Source organism: Pseudoalteromonas sp. DL-6, assembly GCF_004328665.1.
Classification (GTDB): Bacteria; Pseudomonadota; Gammaproteobacteria; order Enterobacterales; family Alteromonadaceae; genus Pseudoalteromonas.
This window is the reverse complement of sequence record NZ_CP019770.1, coordinates 2472047-2492604: the sequence shown is the minus strand read 5'-3', so window position 1 is coordinate 2492604 and position 20558 is coordinate 2472047. Positions and strand designations below refer to the sequence as shown.

General features: G+C 42.9%; 18 protein-coding genes. 9 read left to right on the top strand and 9 right to left on the bottom strand.

The genetic code is table 11. From position 1 onward, the window contains the following. Positions 1–3 precede the first annotated feature (3 nt). Positions 4–3573, top strand: a complete 3570-nt coding sequence (locus B1F84_RS11650) for a conjugal transfer protein TraG N-terminal domain-containing protein (protein ID WP_131691506.1) — start codon at positions 4–6, stop codon at positions 3571–3573. A 32-nt stretch (positions 3574–3605) separates the two neighbouring features. Here the strand turns inward: B1F84_RS11650 and eexS are convergent, their stop codons facing one another. The 7 genes from eexS to B1F84_RS11615 are packed head-to-tail and all read right to left on the bottom strand — an operon-like array spanning position 3606 to position 7281. After that, entirely contained in the window at positions 3606–4037 is a 432-nt protein-coding gene (eexS, locus tag B1F84_RS11645; RefSeq protein ID WP_131691505.1) for an entry exclusion protein EexS, read from the bottom strand. Between the two features lie 57 nt (positions 4038–4094). Then, positions 4095–4628 (bottom strand): FlhC family transcriptional regulator, encoded by a 534-nt coding sequence (locus tag B1F84_RS11640; protein WP_131691504.1) that lies wholly within the window; start codon positions 4626–4628, stop codon positions 4095–4097. Further along, positions 4625–4924, bottom strand: coding sequence for a flagellar transcriptional regulator FlhD (locus B1F84_RS11635; RefSeq protein ID WP_000210563.1), 300 nt, complete (start codon positions 4922–4924; stop codon positions 4625–4627). The genes B1F84_RS11640 and B1F84_RS11635 overlap by 4 nt, the downstream gene beginning before the upstream one ends. Beyond that, positions 4921–5469, bottom strand: a complete 549-nt coding sequence (locus B1F84_RS11630) for a lytic transglycosylase domain-containing protein (RefSeq protein WP_131691503.1) — start codon at positions 5467–5469, stop codon at positions 4921–4923. Before B1F84_RS11630 ends, B1F84_RS11635 begins: the two co-directional genes overlap by 4 nt. Next, positions 5456–6118, bottom strand: coding sequence for a DUF6475 domain-containing protein (locus tag B1F84_RS11625; RefSeq protein WP_131691502.1), 663 nt, complete (start codon positions 6116–6118; stop codon positions 5456–5458). Before B1F84_RS11625 ends, B1F84_RS11630 begins: the two co-directional genes overlap by 14 nt. Further along, positions 6105–6974: a hypothetical protein gene (locus B1F84_RS11620; RefSeq protein ID WP_131691501.1), complete on the bottom strand. Its 870-nt coding sequence runs from the start codon at positions 6972–6974 to the stop codon at positions 6105–6107. The genes B1F84_RS11625 and B1F84_RS11620 overlap by 14 nt, the downstream gene beginning before the upstream one ends. Before the next feature lie 55 nt (positions 6975–7029). Beyond that, positions 7030–7281 (bottom strand): helix-turn-helix domain-containing protein, encoded by a 252-nt coding sequence (locus B1F84_RS11615; RefSeq protein WP_000451746.1) that lies wholly within the window; start codon positions 7279–7281, stop codon positions 7030–7032. A gap of 117 nt (positions 7282–7398) precedes the next feature. Between B1F84_RS11615 and B1F84_RS11610 the strand changes: the two genes are divergently transcribed. The 5 genes from B1F84_RS11610 (at position 7399) to B1F84_RS11590 (ending at position 13560) form a co-directional block, all read left to right on the top strand. Beyond that, a complete protein-coding gene (locus tag B1F84_RS11610; protein ID WP_131691500.1) occupies positions 7399–8046 on the top strand; it encodes a LexA family transcriptional regulator in 648 nt (215 codons plus the stop codon). Between the two features lie 256 nt (positions 8047–8302). After that, positions 8303–9892, top strand: coding sequence for a peptide chain release factor 3 (prfC, locus tag B1F84_RS11605; protein WP_131691499.1), 1590 nt, complete (start codon positions 8303–8305; stop codon positions 9890–9892). 62 nt (positions 9893–9954) lie between these two features. Further along, positions 9955–11697: an arginine--tRNA ligase gene (argS, locus tag B1F84_RS11600; protein ID WP_076918344.1), complete on the top strand. Its 1743-nt coding sequence runs from the start codon at positions 9955–9957 to the stop codon at positions 11695–11697. Between the two features lie 443 nt (positions 11698–12140). Beyond that, a complete protein-coding gene (gene pdxH / locus B1F84_RS11595; protein ID WP_131691498.1) occupies positions 12141–12779 on the top strand; it encodes a pyridoxamine 5'-phosphate oxidase in 639 nt (212 codons plus the stop codon). A 13-nt stretch (positions 12780–12792) separates the two neighbouring features. Beyond that, positions 12793–13560 (top strand): TatD family hydrolase, encoded by a 768-nt coding sequence (locus B1F84_RS11590; protein WP_131691497.1) that lies wholly within the window; start codon positions 12793–12795, stop codon positions 13558–13560. Here B1F84_RS11590 and B1F84_RS11585 read toward each other — a convergent pair. Then, positions 13527–14147, bottom strand: a complete 621-nt coding sequence (locus tag B1F84_RS11585; RefSeq protein WP_131691496.1) for an AhpA/YtjB family protein — start codon at positions 14145–14147, stop codon at positions 13527–13529. The genes B1F84_RS11590 and B1F84_RS11585 overlap by 34 nt on opposite strands. 142 nt (positions 14148–14289) lie before the next feature. Between B1F84_RS11585 and serB the strand changes: the two genes are divergently transcribed. After that, complete coding sequence (gene serB, locus B1F84_RS11580; RefSeq protein WP_131691495.1) at positions 14290–15315, top strand: phosphoserine phosphatase SerB; 1026 nt, start codon at positions 14290–14292, stop codon at positions 15313–15315. On the opposite strand, the gene B1F84_RS11575 is transcribed toward serB, so the two are convergent. Then, on the bottom strand, positions 15312–17786 hold the full coding sequence (locus B1F84_RS11575) for a PilZ domain-containing protein (RefSeq protein WP_131691494.1): 2475 nt from the start codon (positions 17784–17786) through the stop codon (positions 15312–15314). The genes serB and B1F84_RS11575 overlap by 4 nt on opposite strands. A 352-nt stretch (positions 17787–18138) precedes the next feature. Between B1F84_RS11575 and radA the strand changes: the two genes are divergently transcribed. Next, positions 18139–19524: a DNA repair protein RadA gene (gene radA, locus B1F84_RS11570; RefSeq protein WP_131691493.1), complete on the top strand. Its 1386-nt coding sequence runs from the start codon at positions 18139–18141 to the stop codon at positions 19522–19524. Between the two features lie 84 nt (positions 19525–19608). Further along, positions 19609–20541, top strand: a complete 933-nt coding sequence (locus B1F84_RS11565) for a hypothetical protein (protein WP_131691492.1) — start codon at positions 19609–19611, stop codon at positions 20539–20541. Positions 20542–20558: the final 17 nt, after the last annotated feature.

The following is a 20558-nucleotide window of genomic DNA, read 5'->3' as shown; positions in this document are numbered from 1 at the left end:
ATAATGTGGGAAATCTATTCCATCGGGGATTCGGCTTTTTTAGAGCAGGTCCTGAATGCTGTCGCGATGATCACTGGTACAGGCGACTTTACTTCAATGGTTCGCATTGGCTTGCTCATTGGGGTATTGATGGTCTCTGTTCAGGCCTTAATGCAAGGTGGTCGTGGGATTAACTTTCAACACGTTTTAGTCTCATGGCTAGTCTTTGCAACCATGTTTGGGCCCAGTACCCGAGTGAGCATTGAGGATGCGTACACGGGACAAGTTCGAGTGGTTGATAATTTGCCCATCGGTGTTGCTGCCGCAGGTAGTACGATTTCGACTGTTGGCTTTCAAATCACGCGATTGTTTGAAACGGCGTTCTCAACTCCCGCGATGACGGAATACGGCTTTGCATCCAGTTTACAGTCACTGATTAAAGTGAGAAAACAGGTGATGGATCGCTCTGGGTTGGGTGATGCAAATCGTGTCGGCGGCTCGGACATCGAGCAATCGTGGTTTAACTACATCAAAGAATGCACCTTGATTGGCATCGACATCGGCCAAAAGAACCTAGATCAGGTGCTGAGTGATCCTAACCCGATGACTGCGATTAGGTTTGATTCGCGCATATATGGCACACGCATCATGCTCAGTGGTAGCAGTAGCGATCTGGACTGCACCGATGCCTATAGCCAACTGAAACTCATGACAGAATCAACCTTCATTCCAAGGCTTAAACAGGTTTTGTCAGCCTCATTGGGGACTTCGTCAGCAACGGATACTGATGACGTGATCCGAAATGCACTGAATAACCTTGGTTTGGCCTCGGTTAACACCCAAGAGTACATGACCGCGTCGGTGCTTTTGCCTATTTATGAGCAAAGCGTGACAGGCAAGTATATGGATGATCAAGCTTTCACCGCAGCCGTGATGGTTAACCAGGCGATTGGGCAGCGCAATACGCAATGGGCGGCGGAGCAGACCCTGTTCCAAAGTATCGTTCGTCCGATGATGACGTTTTTTGAGGGTTTCATTTACGCCATCACCCCTTTGATGGCTTTTGTGATAGCCCTTGGCCAAATCGGGATGCGAATGGCCGGGAAGTACTTGTTAATCCTGCTTTGGATTCAACTTTGGATGCCTGTCATGGCTATCATTAACCTGTATATTCATTTAACCGTTGCAGGGAAAATGTCGGCTCTTGATGCCTTTGCAGGTACAGAAGTGCCATCTTTTGCCGGGATGATGCAGATGGATTCAGTGCTGCAAACCTGGATAGCTACTGGCGGCATGTTGGCGTCGAGTGTTCCGGCGATTTCGCTCATGCTCGTGTATGGCTCAGCAATAACCGCTACCCACTTGGCTGGACGTCTTCAAAACGGTGATGCCATTGAAGAAAAGATGGCAAGTCCAGATGTCGCGAAAAATGCCCCGGTAATGCAATCACAGTCAATGTTCCAAAATTCAGCCCTCACTGGTTCTGCTATGACCGGCGCGTCAAACCTACTTAGCAGTTTCTCTGTCGGAAACGCAGTGGGTTCAATGGTCGGCTCTGCAAAAGAATCCATGACTCAGGCAACTCAAGCCTTTAGCCGTCAGGTTGGCAATACCATGAGTCGAACCTTTGGTGAAAAGCTAAGTTACGACAACCTTTCTTCGGTTGGACGTCAGATCGGTTCTTCGAATTCCGCATCTAGCGCCGTTGTTAATCAGGTCACTGATGACCTGCAAACACGGTATGGTTTCGGAGACGATAAAAAAGACGCTGTACGTGGCTTGGTATCGGGCGTGTTATCGGGAGGCCTAAGGGTCGGTGGCGATGGAACTATTACTAATCCCGGTGAGAAAGAAGTTGCTGATAAGGGTTTTCTTGGAAGGCTTCTTGGTACGGGCGGCAATGATTCTCCACAGGGTAACTTGCCTGGAGTTGATAAGCCAGACTCTTCTCGTGTACCAAAACTATCAAGGGTACGAGCAGGCTTGGATTTAGGTGGAAACTTTAGTGGCCAAGTTGAGTCGTCAGAAGGCAGTTCCCGATCTACGACCGCAAATACACTCACTGGGGAGATGCAAAGCTTGGCATCGAGTGATTCACGACGTGCTGAGTATCGCGATGCAATGGTTAAGGACCTTTCAGATTCAAGACGTTCTGGCGTTGAAATGTCGTTGTCTAACCAAGACTATCAGTCACTTCAGAGTTCAGCACAAGACGTTATCACGGCATCAAACCGCTTTAGTGAGCTTGATCAGGCCAGCTACAGTCTATCAGGACAAAGGAACACGGATGGTGCGACGTTAACTCGATTAGCGGCGGATAATCCTGAAGTCATGGATTATTTAGGTCGTTATATGAACCAGCATGTTGAAGCAGGTAACCGATTACGTGAAAACCTTCCAATGTATCAGCGCTTGCTACCTGATGATAATCAGGCGTATGTGGCCGCAGCTATGGAGTCTTTAACCTATAGCAACTCCTCAACGCCCGCTGAACGAGACAATGATTATCAAGCAGCAATAACTGTTATGGCCATGGCTACCGGAGCCGATTTACGATCAATTCAACCGCGCTCTAATGAAGGCTTGTCATCAGCTGCACCTACTTTTGGTGGCACTAAAAGCCAAGTGGAATCGGGTGTATTGGGCGGCTACGAGGATATTGCAACTGTTCAAACGCAGTTCAACTCAGCTCAATCAGCTTACCAAGCCAATCTGTCTGGTGTTGATGGACAACTAAATGCGCATCAACAACAAGCCCAACAGGCCGTAATTTCTGACACAAGTACCTATCAATCTGGACTAAACAGTGAAGCTGGCTCTCAGTGGCGATCTCGCATTATGGCTGATGATAGCGGAGTCTCTGGTGCTGAAATGTTCTTCAACAGCGCCAGTGCTATTGGTGATTTCAGTGGCAAGCATACTGATGCTGCACTGCATACTTTGAATCACTTTGGTGAAGACTATGAGAGTTACAAGGAGCAAGCGCTTGAGGACCCTGGCTCACGAGGTTTCTTGCACAATGCAACGGTAGCCAGTAAATCAACATGGAATGGCTTAAAAGCAGCCGTTGATGCCGGAACCTCTTTGGAAAACCCATTGACGGCGTTTAATGATGCATACAGTGGATCGAGTTCGCAGTATGCCTCCGAGGTAAACTGGGGCACTAAGTCAGAAGCCATGTTGGCAGGGGCATTCGGTGCGGCAGTTAACAATCGGTATGGTGAGTTCTTAGAACAGTACGCCGATGATTTTAAACAGGAAGCATACAGCGAAGGGCAGAGAATGGGATTGACCCCGATTCAAAGTCAAGTGTTCGCTCAAGCTTTCAATGAAGGTTTGGCGGGGCGCGTATTCAACTCTGAAGATTCATCGAATTGGTCGCCTGAAATGCTTGGTCTAAGGGAGCAAATGCTAAATGAGTATCGTCAAAAGGATGAGAGTGGCGCTTACATCCCTGACAGTGTGTCCGAAGAAGATAAAGCATTTGTGGATAAGCAGATAGCCGTGATCTCAAATGCATCCTTTGCGGGAGATTATGTTCAGAACAACTTGATCGATATTAGGGCCTATAACCAAGCATCAGGAAGGAACTGAAAATAGAAGGTAGCCAGCTTGTGGTGGGCTGGCTATTTTTTTGGCTTTTTGGGATACCTTGGATAAAAGCCATCAAAAAACGAATGGAGCTTATACCAATACCATTTTTCTTCAATGCTCAAAGTTCTACCCGAATCTTTAACTTGGCTGCTCAAGAATCTAATTCCAGTACAAATAGCTAAGAAAAAGAGTCCCAAACCAACAATTGTCCAACTCGTTTGCCAATATGCGATTGCTACAAGCATACTGATGATGGCTATAAGACCGATGGGGTTACAGGTCGCTTTGAATCCCAAGTAGCTGAAAAAAACGACGGTGCAGAACAGAAATGGCAAAGCCGCTAACTTGGCAGATGCCGTTAATATTTCTGATGGAAAAAAATGAGCCGCAGCCAAAGTCGCCAGAAAAAGCCCCAATGATATAAACCAGCAGCGTGCTGGTAAAGATTTAAGTAAGTTTGTCATCTTCTTAGTACTCTCAAAGTGCACGGGCGGTGCACAATCAAATCATGCATCAGCATGTTAGTTCTCAAAAAGTGCTCTAGTGGTTTGCTTGTCCATAATCTCACACACAGGACATTTAAGCTGAATTCGCTGTTGAGATACCGTCAAATACAGACTACCGCATCGACACCGGTGTAAGGATGCAAGCTGTGATCTTAAATCACGAGCTAGAACCCAACCTTCATTGATGGTCAGTTTTTTCCAGGGGATCTCAGCTGGAAGATCTGCTTCTTCTCTTGCAACCAAGTACGCATCGTAAGCCTTCATCAAAGCATCAATATTTAATTGCTTGTAGACATTGTCACCACCAATATTGACATAAAGCGCCATCAGCAGGGAGCCTTCAACTAAGGCTCTTCTGCTTTTAACAATGGCATCAGATTCTGGCAATTGACCAGGACAAGGTGACTTGCCAGTCACTTCTTTGTGAAGCCTTCTGATAATGTGGATTGGCAAACCAGTATCGAGCGCGATAATGGTTGTTCTAAATCCGTATTTAATAAGCAGCGAGGCTCGGGTAAACAGCTCACTTTTGGACAGATTATCAATCATGCATCCCCCTTGTTGTTTAAGGTTGATAATAAATAAGCGATTCTTGGGATACCTGTGCCTTTGCTCTTCACCATCTCAATCAGTTGGCTTTGGTTACCCCTTGGTTGAAACAGCATGAATGATGAGGTCGCCACTCGTTGCAGGTCGTCAACACCAGCATTAATCAGAGCATCAACCACATCGCGTGTAAGTCCAAAGCGCAAGACAGCCTCTTGCGGATCAATGCGCGCCAATTCCCGTGCTGCGTGCAGGTACGCCAAGTTTAATTGATAGAAGTCTTGTTGATTGGTTGTCATTGACGGACCTCCAGTTCATGTAAAATATTGCGATAAATAGAAAGCACTCTTTGCCCATACCAGCGTGCACGCTCTTCGTTCCAACTGTGATAGCGGCCTATGCCAAGCTCTAAATCGTTTGGTGAAGATTTGATTGCTTCGGCCAAAATACTGGAGCCGACGGTAAGGTTGGTGATGGGGTCTAGCAGTTCCGAAGCTGATTTCACCCGATGCCCATGCCAATGCAAATTGATTTGCATAAGGCCAATATCGAGCTGGTATTTTTCACTCTCTTGCAGTGCCTGGTTTAACAGTTGCTCTGCTTCTGTCTTAGATTTGGCGTAGGTTGCATTTAAACCATTGCGAATTGCGTATGGCCATGGACTGGTCATGTTGAGACCTCGATGTGAGGCCGAATCAGCCAAGGCAACGGCGTAGAGCATAACTGGATCAATACCAACGCTTTGTGCTGCTTTTTCCCACTGATAGCCCGGAAACGCATAGACTGAAGTGCTTGCGGATATGGCTAGCACTAGGGCAATGGTTTTTGCTTTAATCGTTTTCATTTTTGTCCTCTAATTGATTTCCGAGAAGCGCCTGAATGGCTTTCGGGCTTATTCTTTTTAAAGGCACTGCGCTAAAGTCGGTGATGCCTCTCGTATAAACTTGTGCTGCTTTTGACCAGTAGCCCACGGCAACCGGCGCTTGCATATCAAATCCTTTTTGCTGGTTCTGATGGTCTGCAATACCATGTAATAGCCTTGGGTATTCACCCACTTCGTCCCGCAGCAAGTAAGCCTGGTAGCGTGTTAAAAACTCTTTTTGCTTAAAGGGGTACTCCCTGTCATCAACCTTGCAGAGTTCAACCCATCCACCCATGTCTGAAATGACGCGGTGGATAAGCGCATCGTCAAACATCACGGATGTCCAAGCGCCAACCTGACGAATAGCATTGTTAACTTTGTTCCAAGCAACCATGGCTCTTGAGCCCGAGTTGCCGTCGATATGCTTGATGACGTCAGCGGGTTTTGGGAAAAATTGCCCAGTATCCGGTGATTGAATATGCCGAGTCAGACCGATTCGTACCTCTTCAATGCTATAAGCACGAAGGGCTTCAAATGCGATGGATAGCAATTGTGGTGATACGCTTTTGCCATACATGGCCCAAGCTGCTCCCCAAACTTCTGCAAACTCGCGTTTATCAACCTCCTGCACTTGAACGAACCTCCCGAATACCGGATCCGGCCCAGCTTTCAGCAATACGACGATTGCTTTCTTCAATATTCAATTGGTGATTGCTGCCCTTTAGGCTCGTCGATGATTGCTGTACTTCATCAATGCGAACGTACTCGTCTTCCCATTGCCGGTTTAAAAGCCAGTTATGTGGCATAGGGGTCTTAGTCCGATCTTGATACTGCAACCGGTTGTTTCGTTGCTCTTTCCAGCGTGTAAGCACTTCCAAGGCGAGTTCATGGTCTTCATTGAGGCCCATGCGTAGCCATTCTTCTTTGGCTTTCGCTTTTTTTTCTTTGCGTATTTGTACATCCCAGAAGTCTTCAAACTGTATGTAATCAACCGTTTTAACTGTTGGTTTATTGCTTCTCTCAGAGTCATCCGACCGTTGAGAGTCCCTAACCGGGCTGCCATCAGGCATAAACAATGATGAAAATTCTTCTGGAAGCCGAGCTTGAAAAGCAGCAAGAGATTTCAAAAGCGATGCCATACCAACGAAGTCGGCAGGTACATCTTTAAGCAACCGAAAGGCTGCTTTACCTTGGTTTGGGTTTTCGATTGGGTTGTGCTTCAGAAAGCTCCGAATCAAAGTCCAACCAGATCCCTCGCAACGAATGAGGAACTGATCTTGTTCTAACTCACTTAACGCCTTGGCAACTTGTTGCTCATCCCAGTTCAAGTCAGAAGCAACGTAACCAATCGGCAATCGAAAGCAGCCAAGCAAATTACAATGTGGACATGTAAGCAAATACAGTCCTAGCAACTTCGCTGAGTCACTCCAGGACAAAACGTTTTGTTTTAGCCAAAAGCGGGTATAGACCTTGCCATAATCACGCATGGAGGAACTCGCTTTTGTGTTTAAGTAAAATGTTGACCATTACTTGCCCTTAATCCTACTGGTTACTGGCTTTTAGCTCGCTTGGGCATTCGGGGTAGATGTCCGGTCTTAACTGAGATCGGGTTACCTGTCCTTGCGTAGCTTGTTCGATGGGTAAAACGAATTCAGCGGGAACACGCCCTGATTTATTCAACCAAAACCAGACGTTTTGCTGTTTTGAGTTGATGGCTCGTGCTAATGCTGATTGCCCGCCGACCAAGTCAATGGCACGGCGGAGATGTTTTTGTGTCGTGTTGAACACTTCCATACCGTCTCCTGTTACAATAATAACTGTTACAAGATTGAATGTTACAGTTTAAACTGTAGTTAAGTCAACAGTTAAAATTGTTGAAAGGCTACAGTTTTATTTGTAGAATACGGGCTTATGAAAACTTTATCTGAACGACTAAACCATGCCTTGCAGCTTACTGGGGTGACTCAGTCTGAGTTGGCTCGTCGCATTGGTATCAAACAGCAGTCGATCAGCCAGATTTGCTCTGGTAAATCGGCTAGGTCTCGTTACACCATGCAGATCGCGGAGGCGCTTCGCGTGAATGCTCATTGGCTCGCCACAGATGATGGCGAGATTGGCTTGGGGGTTGGTAATGTAGAAGTCGGGCCTGATATTAAGGGAAGAATTCCTCTCATTAACTGGGTTCAGGCCGGGGATTGGACTGAAATAGCGGAGGGATTTGCCCATGAAGATGCTGAGGAGTGGCGTGAAGTCACTGGGAAAGCACATGAGGGTTGTTTCGCGCTTCGCGTAAAAGGCGACAGTATGGAAAATCCAAGCGGAAAAAAATCCATACCTGAGGGAGCAGTGATCGTTGTTGATCCTGAGTTACCTTACTCTTCAGGTTCACTGGTTGTTGCGCGTTTGGATGATTCGAAAGAAGCAACCTTTAAGCAATTGATTATTGATGGTGAACAGAAGTACCTAAAACCTTTGAACCCGCAATACCCTGCAATACCGATCAACGGCAACTGCACCATCATTGGTGTAGTACGACAAGCTATCATCGATTTTTGGTAGCGAAGGAATTTGTGGTTTAGCCACAATTGTTCATGAGCTGAAGAAGCAACGATTGCAAACAGCTACAACTGAGCATTGGCGCACGCTGAGAGTATATGGTAACCGATTAGATAACCATTGATTGTTTATAAAGTCAAGATCAGCGAAAATAGCGGCCAATTACGATTAACACGACGGATTTGACAAGCGAAGAACTGAAAAGAGAGTACTTCCAAAAGTGTGTACAAATCCGTGTACAAACTAAAAGAATTTATACATGGTAAACCAAGATTTTCTTAATGAAATCAATAAGCGAAGGACCTTTGCTATCATCTCGCATCCGGATGCGGGTAAAACCACTATCACTGAAAAAGTATTGTTATTCGGACAAGCAATTCAAAAAGCTGGAACGGTAAAAGGCCGTGGTTCTAATCAGCATGCTAAGTCTGACTGGATGGAAATGGAAAAAGAGCGTGGTATTTCTGTAACGACCTCAGTAATGCAATTTCCATATAATAAGGCTTTGGTAAACCTGCTTGATACGCCAGGACACGAAGACTTCTCTGAAGATACCTACCGAACTTTAACCGCGGTAGATTCATGTTTAATGGTAATTGATGCCGCTAAAGGTGTAGAAGAACGTACCCGTAAACTAATGGAAGTAACACGCCTACGCACTACGCCTATTGTTACCTTTATGAATAAATGTGACCGTGATATTCGCGACCCAATGGAACTACTCGACGAAGTAGAAACAGAGCTAAATATTGCCTGTGCACCGATTACGTGGCCAATTGGCTGTGGTAAAGAGTTTAAAGGTGTTTACCATATCCATAACGAAGAAACCATTTTATACAAAACGGGTCAAGGCCACACTATTCAAGAAGTGCGCAGCATTAAAGGGCTAGATAACCCTGAGCTTGACCAAGCTATTGGTGATGAACTTGCAGCGCAATTACGTGACGAGTTAGAGCTGGTTATTGGTGCATCACACGAATTTGATTTAGATTTATTCTTAGCGGGTGAACTATCGCCAGTATACTTTGGTACTGCACTCGGTAACTTTGGTGTTGACCATGTTCTAGATGGGTTAACTCAATGGGCGCCAACCCCATTACCACGTGAGACTGAAGACCGCCAAGTTGTGGCAACAGAAGAAAACTTCACTGGATTTGTATTTAAAATTCAGGCCAACATGGATCCAAAACACCGTGACCGTATTGCCTTTATGCGTATTGTATCGGGTAAATACAGCCAAGGCATGAAAATGAATCATGTGCGTATTGGTAAACAAGTGAGTATTTCTGATGCGGTAACCTTTATGGCGGGCGATCGTGAGCGTGCGGCTGATGCTTACGCCGGTGATATTATTGGATTACACAACCACGGTACGATTCAAATTGGTGATACATTTAGCCAAGGCGAAAAAATTAAGTTTAGCGGTATTCCAAACTTCGCCCCTGAATTGTTCCGTCGTATTCGTTTGCGCGATCCATTAAAACAAAAACAGTTATTAAAAGGATTGGTACAGCTTTCAGAAGAAGGTGCAGTACAAGTATTCAGACCATTAATTAATAATGACTTAATTGTAGGTGCGGTAGGTGTGTTGCAGTTTGACGTGGTTGTAGCGCGTTTAAAAGCTGAGTACAACGTTGATGCAATTTACGAAAGCGTGAATGTAAATACAGCCCGCTGGGTTAGCTGTGATGATGTTAAAAAGTTTGAAGAGTTTAAGCGTAAGTGCGAAAGCAACTTAGCACTCGATGGTGGCGATAATTTAACTTATATCGCGCCGAGTCGTGTAAACCTTAACTTGTCGACTGAGCGTTACCCAGAAGTGACATTTAACCACACGCGTGAAAACTAGAACTGACCTACTAGCATTAACACAAAGCCTGCTTTGGCGGGCTTACAAAGGTAAATAATATAATGAATATTCGTACTATTTTAGTAGAAAAAGCCATTGCCGCTATGACTGCCGCAGGCCTACCTGAAGATACCAACCCAGCGGTTACGCAAAGCACACGCCCACAGTTTGGTGATTACCAAATTAATGGCGCGATGGGCGCAGCTAAAAAAATGAAAAGCAACCCGCGTGAATTAGCACAAAAAATTATTGATCAGTTAGATGTAAGCGACATTGCCGAAAAAACTGAAATTGCTGGCCCTGGCTTTATTAATATTCACTTAAAGCCGGAGTTTTTAGCACAAAGCGTACAAGCTGCTAATAATCATGCAAAACTTGCAGTAAACGAGCATGCAAAACCACAAAAAGTAGTGGTTGATTACTCATCGCCTAACCTTGCAAAAGAAATGCACGTAGGTCACTTACGCTCAACTATTATTGGTGATGCCGTAGTACGTGCGCTTGAATTTAGAGGCGATACCGTTGTTCGTCAAAATCACATGGGTGATTGGGGCACACAGTTTGGTATGCTAATTGCGCATTTAGAAGATCAAATTAACCAAGGTGTTGATTTAGATACTGTTGCGCTTGCTGATTTAGAAACCTTTTACCGCGATGCGAAAAAGCGTTTTGACGACGAAGAAGGCTTTGCCGATAAAGCGCGTAACTACGTAGTTAAACTGCAAGGTGGCGACGCACACTGTGAAAAACTGTGGAAACTATTTATTGCCACTTCAGTTAAGCATTCTGAAGAAGTATACAAGCGTTTAAATGTAACACTGACACCTGCCGACATTATGGCTGAAAGTGCTTATAACAGTGAACTTAACGATATTATTAGCTTATTAAAAGATAAAAATATCGCAGTAGAGTCGCAAGGCGCACAAGTGGTATTTTTAGATGAGCTGGCAAATAAAGACGGTGAGCCTTCAGCGTTTATCGTGCAAAAATCAGGTGGCGGCTTCTTATATGCAACCACTGATTTAGCGGCGTGTGATTACCGTTCAAACAAGCTAGGCGCTGAGCGTATTTTAATCTTTGTTGATGCGCGCCAGAGTCTTCACTTTAATCAAGTAGAGCTAACTGCACGTAAAGCCGGTTTATTACGTGATGAAACCAGTTACGAGTTTTGCCCATTTGGCACCATGATGGGCGCTGATGGCAAACCATTTAAAACCCGTACAGGTGGCACGGTTAAATTAGCTGATTTACTTGAAGAGTCAATTACTCGCGCAGCAGCTAAATTAGCTGAGCGTGAATCAGATTTATCTGATGAAGATCGCAGTGAAATTGCACGTAAAGTGGGTATTGGCGCAGTTAAATACGCTGACCTTTCTAAGCATCGTACCAGCGATTACATCTTCAACTGGGACAGCATGCTAAGTTTTGAAGGTGCAACAGCCCCTTACTTACAATATGCTTATACGCGTGTTCGCAGTATTTTCCGTAAGTCAGGCGTAGATGCGTTAAGTTTAAAGGCTGATGTGAGTATTATTGAGCCGCAAGAGAAAACCCTCGCGCTTAAATTATTGCAGTTAGAAGAAGTCCTTGATCTGATGATCAATGAAGCCACACCGCACGTATTATGTGGTTACTTATACGAACTAGCTAGCCTATACATGACATTCTACGAAGCTTGCCCAGTACTTAAAGAGGGCGTAGAGCCAAGTGTTCGTGATAGCCGTTTAGTGTTGTGTAATTTAGTGGCAGATACGCTGAAAACGGGTTTAGATCTGTTAGGCATTGAAGTCATGGAGCAAATGTAATCACCGTCGTATTTTAATCTAATACTGCGTTGTCCACTCGACTGACCCTAATCACATACAACTACGTGTGCTCATAGGGATAAGTCGAGTGTCCGCCTTATCTTAGACTAAACTACTTAGGTGAACGTCTGCTGCGTGTAGTTCGCTTTGACTACGTTGTCGTGCTTTTTTAGCCTATAAGTCACATACTAAATGTATGCTCCTTGGCATAAAAAAGCACTTCGCCTTGCTAGCACTCCTACACTTGCAGATACAGAGTTTGCTGTAGGTTGGGTTGAGCCTCAGCGAAACCCAAAAATGCTAAGTCACATACAAAAACGTATGCTCCTTGGCATAAAAAGCACTCCGCCTTGTCTTAGGCTAAACACTTAGGTGGATTTTTCTGTAGGTTGGGTTGAGTGCAACGAAACCCAACATATAGCCTAGAACCTAGAGGGAATTTTATGAAACTCGAAGATATTCGTCGTGAATACTTGCAAGATGCGCTCAGTGAAGACAACTTGCTTGATGATCCGTTTAAGCAGTTTGAAACGTGGCTTGAGCATGCTGTTGGTAGTAATTTGCCTGATCCTACAGCTATGGTCGTCGCTACGGTCGATGAAACAGGTCAGCCTTCACAGCGTATTGTGTTGCTAAAGCATTTAGATGATAACGGTTTTGTGTTTTTTACTAATACCGGTTCACGTAAAGCACAAGAACTTAAAGGCAATAATAAAATTTCCTTGCACTTTCCATGGCACCCTATGGAGCGCCAAGTAATTGTGTATGGTGAAGCGCAGCCATTACCTACATCGGCAGTCGCTAAATACTTTTTATCTCGCCCTAAGGAAAGCCAATTAGCCGCATGGGCATCGCAACAAAGCCGTCCAGTTTCGTCGCGTAAGGTGCTTATGGAGACCTTTGCCAACATGAAAAACAAGTTCGCTAAAGGTGAAATTCCACTCCCTGATTTTTGGGGCGGGTATTGTGTTGTGCCGCAAAAAATCGAGTTTTGGCAAGGCGGTGCTCATCGTTTGCATGATCGCTTTATGTATCAGCGTCAAGCCGACAATAGCTGGCAAATAACGCGCTTAAACCCTTAGTAGGCTGGTAGCTTTGCAATTTATAGACTCGCACTGTCATCTCGATTTTAGTGAGTTTGATACAAATCGCGAATCGCTTATTAATGCCTGTGTAGCAAAGGGCATTAATCAATTTATTGTGCCAGGTATTAGCTTGGCGCAATCTCAAAAATTACTAGAGTTTAAAGCAACTTACCCACAGGTCAGTATAGCGGCAGGGCTGCACCCTTATTTTTTAGCGCAACATCAGCAATCGCACTTAGAATCGCTGTATAACTTTGCTAAAACAAACAAAGCTCAGCTGGTGGCTATTGGGGAATGCGGGCTAGATCGCAGTATCGAAAATCTTGAAAAACAAACCTTTCTGTTTGAGCAACAAATAGCGCTTGCTAATGAGCTTGAGTTACCGCTGATTGTGCATCACAGGCAAAGCCATGATTTAATAGCGCAATCGTTTAAGCGTTGTAGGCCAAAAAATGGCGGTGTGATCCATGCTTTTTCAGGCTCAATACAACAAGCACAGTATTATATAAAAATGGACTTTAAGCTTGGAGTGGGTGGGGTTATAACCTATGAACGGGCTGCTAAAACACGTGCGGTTGTAGCAAAGCTTGAGTCACAGCATTTAGTGCTTGAAACTGACTCACCTTCAATGCCGCTAAATGGTTATCAGGGAGAAATAAATACCCCATTGCATATTCCTAAGGTGTTTGATGCGCTCTATGCTTTAAAGCCAAATAGCGATAAATATCGATTAGCTGAGCAGCTTTATGATTCGTGCTCTGACGTTTTTTGTATATAACGATTTACTTGCCAGCGTTTTAACCCTCGGCCTAATTGCCAAGTAAAAATACAAGCAATCACTAGCATAAGTAATACTTGGCGGCCTAAATCGTGAAAATGGTTATGGCTTGAAGATACCGCAGCACGCGTTAAATAGGTAATAGATACAAAGCCAATAGGGCGATTGTCGTCAGAAATAACTTGTTCAACAAACGGTGTTTTTAACTTACTAATGCCAGGCGATGAGTCTGGTAGTAAGCCATATACATGATGTGATTGCCAGTTATCGCTGCTTGCAAGCACTACACCTTGTTTATCATAAATGGTGGCTGAAAGAACAAACTCATCTTTACTGATATTGTTGCACAAGGTGGTGAGCTGCAATTTATTTTTTTCTATCAGCGGGTTTTTGGCATTCAGTGCCATAAACTGAGTGAGTGATTTAGCTGCGCTATTGGCATTATCATAAAGTAGTTGATGGCTTTGAAAGCTACTGTTTATTCCTACCCAGCTTAATAATACAAAGCAGCCAGCGGCCAATAACAAACGAATTAAACGCTTTTTTTGCGAGGCTGTAAGTGGATTTTTAAGATGGTTATTTTTCATAGTCACCGTATATGCTGCTGACAGCATTTTGATTTGATGTTACAACTACACTATAACCTTAAATCCCCCCTGATGGCGAATTTTGTATCTCATATCCTTATTATCAATGAGCTAAATGTCAGGAAATATAAACGGAGATCCCATGTCGAACGCGAACATGGCACAGCAAAGTGCTGAGCAACCATTATCACACCTTATCCTCAATAAATGGTTCAGCTACCAAAAGGGTGTTTTTACTCCACTAAATACAACACCAAACAGAAGCCACGGGCTATTTAGTATTGCATTTGGCGGTGACTTTAATACGCAGCATATTAATAGCATTATTGAGTTTTTTGCGGCTCACCAGCAAAATGTGACAGCAATTTGTCAATATCAGCCAGATTTAGGGTTATCTCCGGCATTGTGCTTCTACATAGAAAATGCAGAGCGAGCAATAAACCCTCTAGAACTTCAAACTTTTGCAAATATCTTGGCATGCCAGTTAGTGCAAGTTACCACCCCTCCTGACTTACAAAAACCGGGGTTATTGGTAATGGATATGGATTCAACAGCCATTACTATTGAGTGTATTGATGAAATTGCACGCTTGGCTAATGTATATGACGAGGTTGCCAGCGTTACCGCGCAGGCAATGGCAGGCAAGCTTGATTTTAGTGAAAGCTTATACCAACGTGTTGCTAAGCTTGAAGGCATTGAAAAGAGTTTAATTGATGAGCTTAAAAGTACACTGCCTTTAATGCCGGGAATTAAAGCGTTATGCCAAATTTTAAAACACCATGATTGGTATTTAGCGATTGCATCGGGTGGTTTTGTGCCGTTTGCTGAGCGAGTGCAGGAGCTGATTAATTTAGATGAAGTGCATGCCAATGTGCTTGAATTTAAAGACGATAAACTAACAGGTAAAGTGTTAGGTGGGATTGTTGATGCTGAGCAAAAAGCGGTTGTTTTAAATGCCTTACAACAAAAACTGGGGCTTGAAAAATGCCAAACAGTTGCCATTGGCGATGGCGCAAACGATTTAAAAATGATGGCTCAAGCTGGCTTAGGCGTTGCTGTGCATGGTAAACCTAAAGTAGTTGAACAAGCCCAAGCTGCTATATGCCAAGGCTCGTTATTACAACTGTTATATATGCTGGCGGTTCCGCTAAACCCATCACAGGTTTAACTTAAACGGTTTAACCAAATTAGTTTGCGCCTAGACATTTGCTCAACCCGTTGTTGGTTGAGCGCTAAATGCTCAAGCGCTTCATCACTTACATCAATAATGTCGCCAACACCTGATACAGACCACAAGGCATCCTCTAAGTCTTTGGCTTTGTGAATTGCGTATTGGCTTACGTATTTTAGCTCGTTTGCTAAGTAATCAGTATCGAGTCGACCAGTACGTGAAATATATAAACGCATTATAAAAACCAGCTCAGACTTCAGCCCTTTACTTATTTGCTGCTTAAACTCGCTGCAGTCAGTACCTAAAACACATTGGCTGGTAATAGCATCGGCTATATTTTCTTTTTTAGGATCGAAGTTAATTACCAAACTAAACTCTAACGGTGGATCTTGGCGGGTGCGATCTTTAATATTAGGGGTGATCACATCAATTATGTGTGCTTTAGTAATAATATTCGATAAGTCTGTTTGAGTATTTAACAGAGCAAAGTTTTGCAAAATAACATGCAGTGGGCTTGGGTATAAACCAAATCCCATGGCGCCAATTTCGAAATGTGCCATTGATTTATGTAGATAAATCGGGAACTGACACAGCGTTTTGGTCACCATATTTCTGAGTGCCGTAGAAAGCCCGGGTACTTTAGGTGACTCTTCTGCTATTTTTAATTTTTGTTTATTGCTATTAATTAAAAGGGTAAAAAAATCGATCCCAGTATGAGATGAGCCTTTATCTACATGCGCTTTCAAGTTAATGGTAGTCAGCGATTTGCTCACTGCCATTACTTCATATTGAATAAGATTTAATGAATAGTTTTTAGTGATTTTTTGCAAATCGGGAAATGATAACGAAACAATATCGCCTTTTTTAAAGTTCACTTCTTGATTGCACTCTAGCTGTAAGCCAAATATTGAAAAGTCACGGGTATGCCCATGTAATACCGCATCACGGGTATTAATCACTACATTGGTTTTGTATAAATAGCGTTTATTAGAGCGAAGATTTACATATTCTAGGGGCACAGTATTAAGTTCCGGTGGCGATGCGTGCTTACTGTGGCCAAAATATTTCAATTTATTGGCTAAGGCTTTATCAAATTCATATTGTTGATAATGTTGTTGTTCATGCTTATTACCTACTTGGGTAAGTAGCATTAAATATTTTACGTCTTTTATAGCGCCTTCAACACGTGGTGAAGGCGGCTTATTTAATTTCTCAATATCTTTACCCAACGAGTTAGGTAAAGATAAAGGAATATAAGCATCTTCAGTGTGGCTTGGCATTAGTTGTAATTTAAAGCAGCGCCAACTGTCTCTACGGCTACCAAAACCAAAAAACAATGCTTTTAATTTTGCGTGTTGCTCAAGCTCTGAGCGAGTGGCTGAGTAGTAATAAATTTTTCCAGCAGAGACATGAGTAAAGGTATATAAGTACTCTTCTTTTACAGCCACTGGTTTTAGTGCCAAGGTACGAATGCGTTTATGATTTAATACACTGTATAGGCAAGATTTTTTGCGTTCATCAGTAAAGTAACGCTGAATAAATAAACTGTTTTCGGTGGTTAAGCTCAGGCTTGGATAATAAACGCCGTTTTTCTGGCTAATAAAAACATATAGAGAATTAACCCTAGGGATGTAATATTGCTCGTACCCCTTGGAAATAACCGCATCAAGGGTGTTATCTAAGTTCACTTTATAACGGCGTTTATTACCATGAATAAAGCTTTCTAAAAACCGATCAAACGCGCTGTTATTTTCTTCAAATGTACGCTTTAAGCGGATATGATTAAATTCATCTGAGGTGTTTTCTATCGCCACAACTTCATATTTAATACCACTTTTAAGGCCTAACTGAAAGTCTTGCTCTAAGCCTACTAAGTGCATAGTAATAGGCTGACCTTTTTTTAAGCTATATCGCGACGCCAACTTAATTTTACAGCCACTGAGAGAAATATCAGAGGTGCTAGCGTCAATTTTTGGTTGCCCGTCATACTCAATAGTAATTTTAATTGAGTAATTCATTCGCTCTTCACTACGACTTTCATAGGCTGCAAACTTAATAACATTGGTAGTTAGCTTGCGTTGCGGTTCTACTTTTTTTGCTGTGGTTGATTGCTGTTGTAATACTCGATAATTATTGTCGGTATTCATTACCGCTTCGTAAACTGCCAGAGTGTAGCCCTTATGTTGCTTTATTGCCGCTTCGAATACTTCAATTGCGGTGTCATCCATAAAGTGTTGCTTGCTTTTGTATTCATAAGGCTTTACTCGGCCGTTGACTAAACCACGTAGATCAATAAAGCGGTCTATCGGCTGAGATAAACGAGACATTTCCATTTTTATTAAAAACTGCTCGGGTTTAGTTAACTCGGCAGTTTTTGACTTGAAAATGAGATCAAACTTAGGATTTCCCAAATACTGTTTTAATTCATTTACAAGCGCTTCATGCTTAAGCAATACGTCTTCAGCCATTTATAAATCATCACCGTCTAATTTAAAAAGTAGGTATACTGTTGCAATTATTTATTAGAGTATTTAATAAATAGAATCTCGCAAAGCCGCTAAATGCGGCCTCGATACTCTGCGTAACTATACATTTATTGTTATTTTCTAATAGCCAATTAATTGGCAAGGGTTTATTAGTTTTTTAAAGCAAGAAACATGCCTTAAAGTGGACTAAGTGAAACTACATTAATATAGTATCAGTGTGAGATTAAATGCGCTGATCCACAAGACGTTGTTGCTAAGACAAAGCCTGCAATGGCAAAATAAGCGCTTAACACTGTGTATTTCAAAAAATAAAGAATAGTAGGTAAGGTTTTAAATGGCTAAAGCGGCAAAAGTAGAGTTTGTTTGTACAGAATGTGGCATGAACTATCAACGCTGGCAAGGTCAGTGTCGCTGCGGCGCGTGGAACACTTTAGCGGAGTTTAAACCCTCTGTAGGGCAAAACAAAAAGGTAGCTGCTCGTGCAAGTGTAGGTGGCTATGCTGGTGGCATTGGTGGTGGCTCTAAAAAAATTAATGATGTAGCTACCGCAGAGGCTGAAAAACAGCTTACCGAAATTGGTGAACTTGACCGTGTGTTAAGTGGCGGTGTAACCACCGGCTCAGTTAATATTATTTCTGGTGATCCTGGAGCGGGTAAAACAACGCTACTATCAGATTTAGTAGCAAGAATGTCTCAGCGTATGCCATCACTTTACTGTACCGCAGAGGAGTCATTATCCCAGTTTAAAAACAGGGTTAATCGTTTAAAGCTTAATTACAACGAAGATGAACTTTATTTACTGTCAGAAACCAGTGTTGAAACCATTATTGAAGAGCTTGATAAAAACAAAATTAAGTTTGCCGTTATTGACTCCATTCAAGCGGTTGTTACTGATACCGCCAATGGCAGTCCTGGTTCACCCTCGCAAGTTAAAAGTGCCGCTCAAGCGTTAACCCAATATTGTAAGCAAAACGATGTCACTATGTTCATTATTGCTCACGTAAATAAAAATAATGAAATAGCTGGCCCGCAAACATTAGTGCATATTGTTGATGCACTGTTACATATTGATACCAACGATGGTCAAGTGCGTACTCTGCGTGCTAATAAAAATCGCTTTGGTGATATAGACACCGTCGGCATTTTTAAAATGTGTGAACGCGGTATGCTCAGTGTGGATAACCCCAGTGAAATTTTCTTATCGGGTTCAACCACCGAGTCGCCAGGGTCGACGATCACCTGTATTCGTAAGGGAAATCGTAATTTATTACTCGAAATTCAGTGTTTAACCACCGAAACCGAGGCAGAGTTTCCACAGCGAGTGTGTGTTGGTTTAAATATGAACCGGATTAAAATGCTCACCGGTATTTTACGTAAGCACACTAAAACTAAAATATTCCACGATACGTTTTTTAATATTGTTGGTGGTTTAAAAATTGATGAATCAGAAACCTGTATTGACTTAGCGCTTGTTACCGCCTTGCTAAGTAGTTTAAACGAATTTGTTGTACCTCGAACCACTTGTATTATGGGGGAGTTAAGTTTAAATGGTGATGTACGCCCAATCGACAGTGGTGTGCCCCGTGTTAAAGAAGCGGCGCAACATGGGTTTACTGAAATATTTATCCCATTTCGTAACTACCATAAATCAATGGAAGGGCTGGGTGCCAAAATAACGCCGGTTAAAACCGTGCACGAGCTACTTAGTTTAATTAATTAGCAAACAAAAAGTGCTTAACGACTTATGTTCTCAATGTTAGTCTTGCAAAAGCCACTTATATAAAGAGTTGAATAAGGAAATAACATGAAAAAATTAGTGATTGCAGCCGCGATTATTGCTGCAGGTGTGGGTGGCGTAAGCTATGCAAACTATGTAGCAACACAAGAGGTACGTGCTGAGGTTGATAAGCAGCTAGCATTGGTGAGCGAACAAACAGGTGCTAGCTTTAACTACGCAGAGTTATCGGCCAGTGTTATCTCAAACAGTGTTGCTATTAGTAATATTGAAGTGACCAGCCCTGAGGGTAAAAATATTGCCACGGTTGAGCATGTTGAAGTGACAGGTTACGAAACCGATAAAATATCGCCACATACCGCTTTTACACTAAAGAACTTCCAATTTGATAAAAGCTTTGTCGATACACTTCCTGCAGATACTAATGCACAACTTGCCTCGGCCAGTTATGATTTACACTCATCATTAGATTACGATGAACAATCTGGTAAGAGTGATATAGTTGTTAAATTGCACGCCAACGATATTGCCAGCATTGATATGAATATGGGGCTGGCTAACTCTAAAGCGCTTATGGATGCTTCGCTTGAAATAAGCAAAGCTCAGCAAGCTGCAGGTAATACACCGCTTACTTATGAGCAAGAGTTACAGCAGCAAACACTTATTATGCAAGCAATGAGTCAGTTAGAGCCACGTACTATGAGTGTAATGCTCGATAACCAAGGTGAGTTAAGTACTTTGCTAGAAAGTGAATTAGCCAAACAAGGTATGACACTAGAGCAGATGCAAATGATGCTGGCTCAACAGTTACAGCAAGCGCCGGTAACCGAAGAAATAGCGCAAGCATTAACTGACTTTGCTAAAGGTCTAAATTCGCTTAGTGTCTCAGCTAAACTGCCTGAAGGTAAAACCATGATGGAAGTAAATCAGCAGCTAATGATGTTAGCAGGGCAACCCGAAGAGCTGGTTAAATTTATAAATTTAGAAGTAAAAGGCAAATAATAGAATAAGTTGCCAGC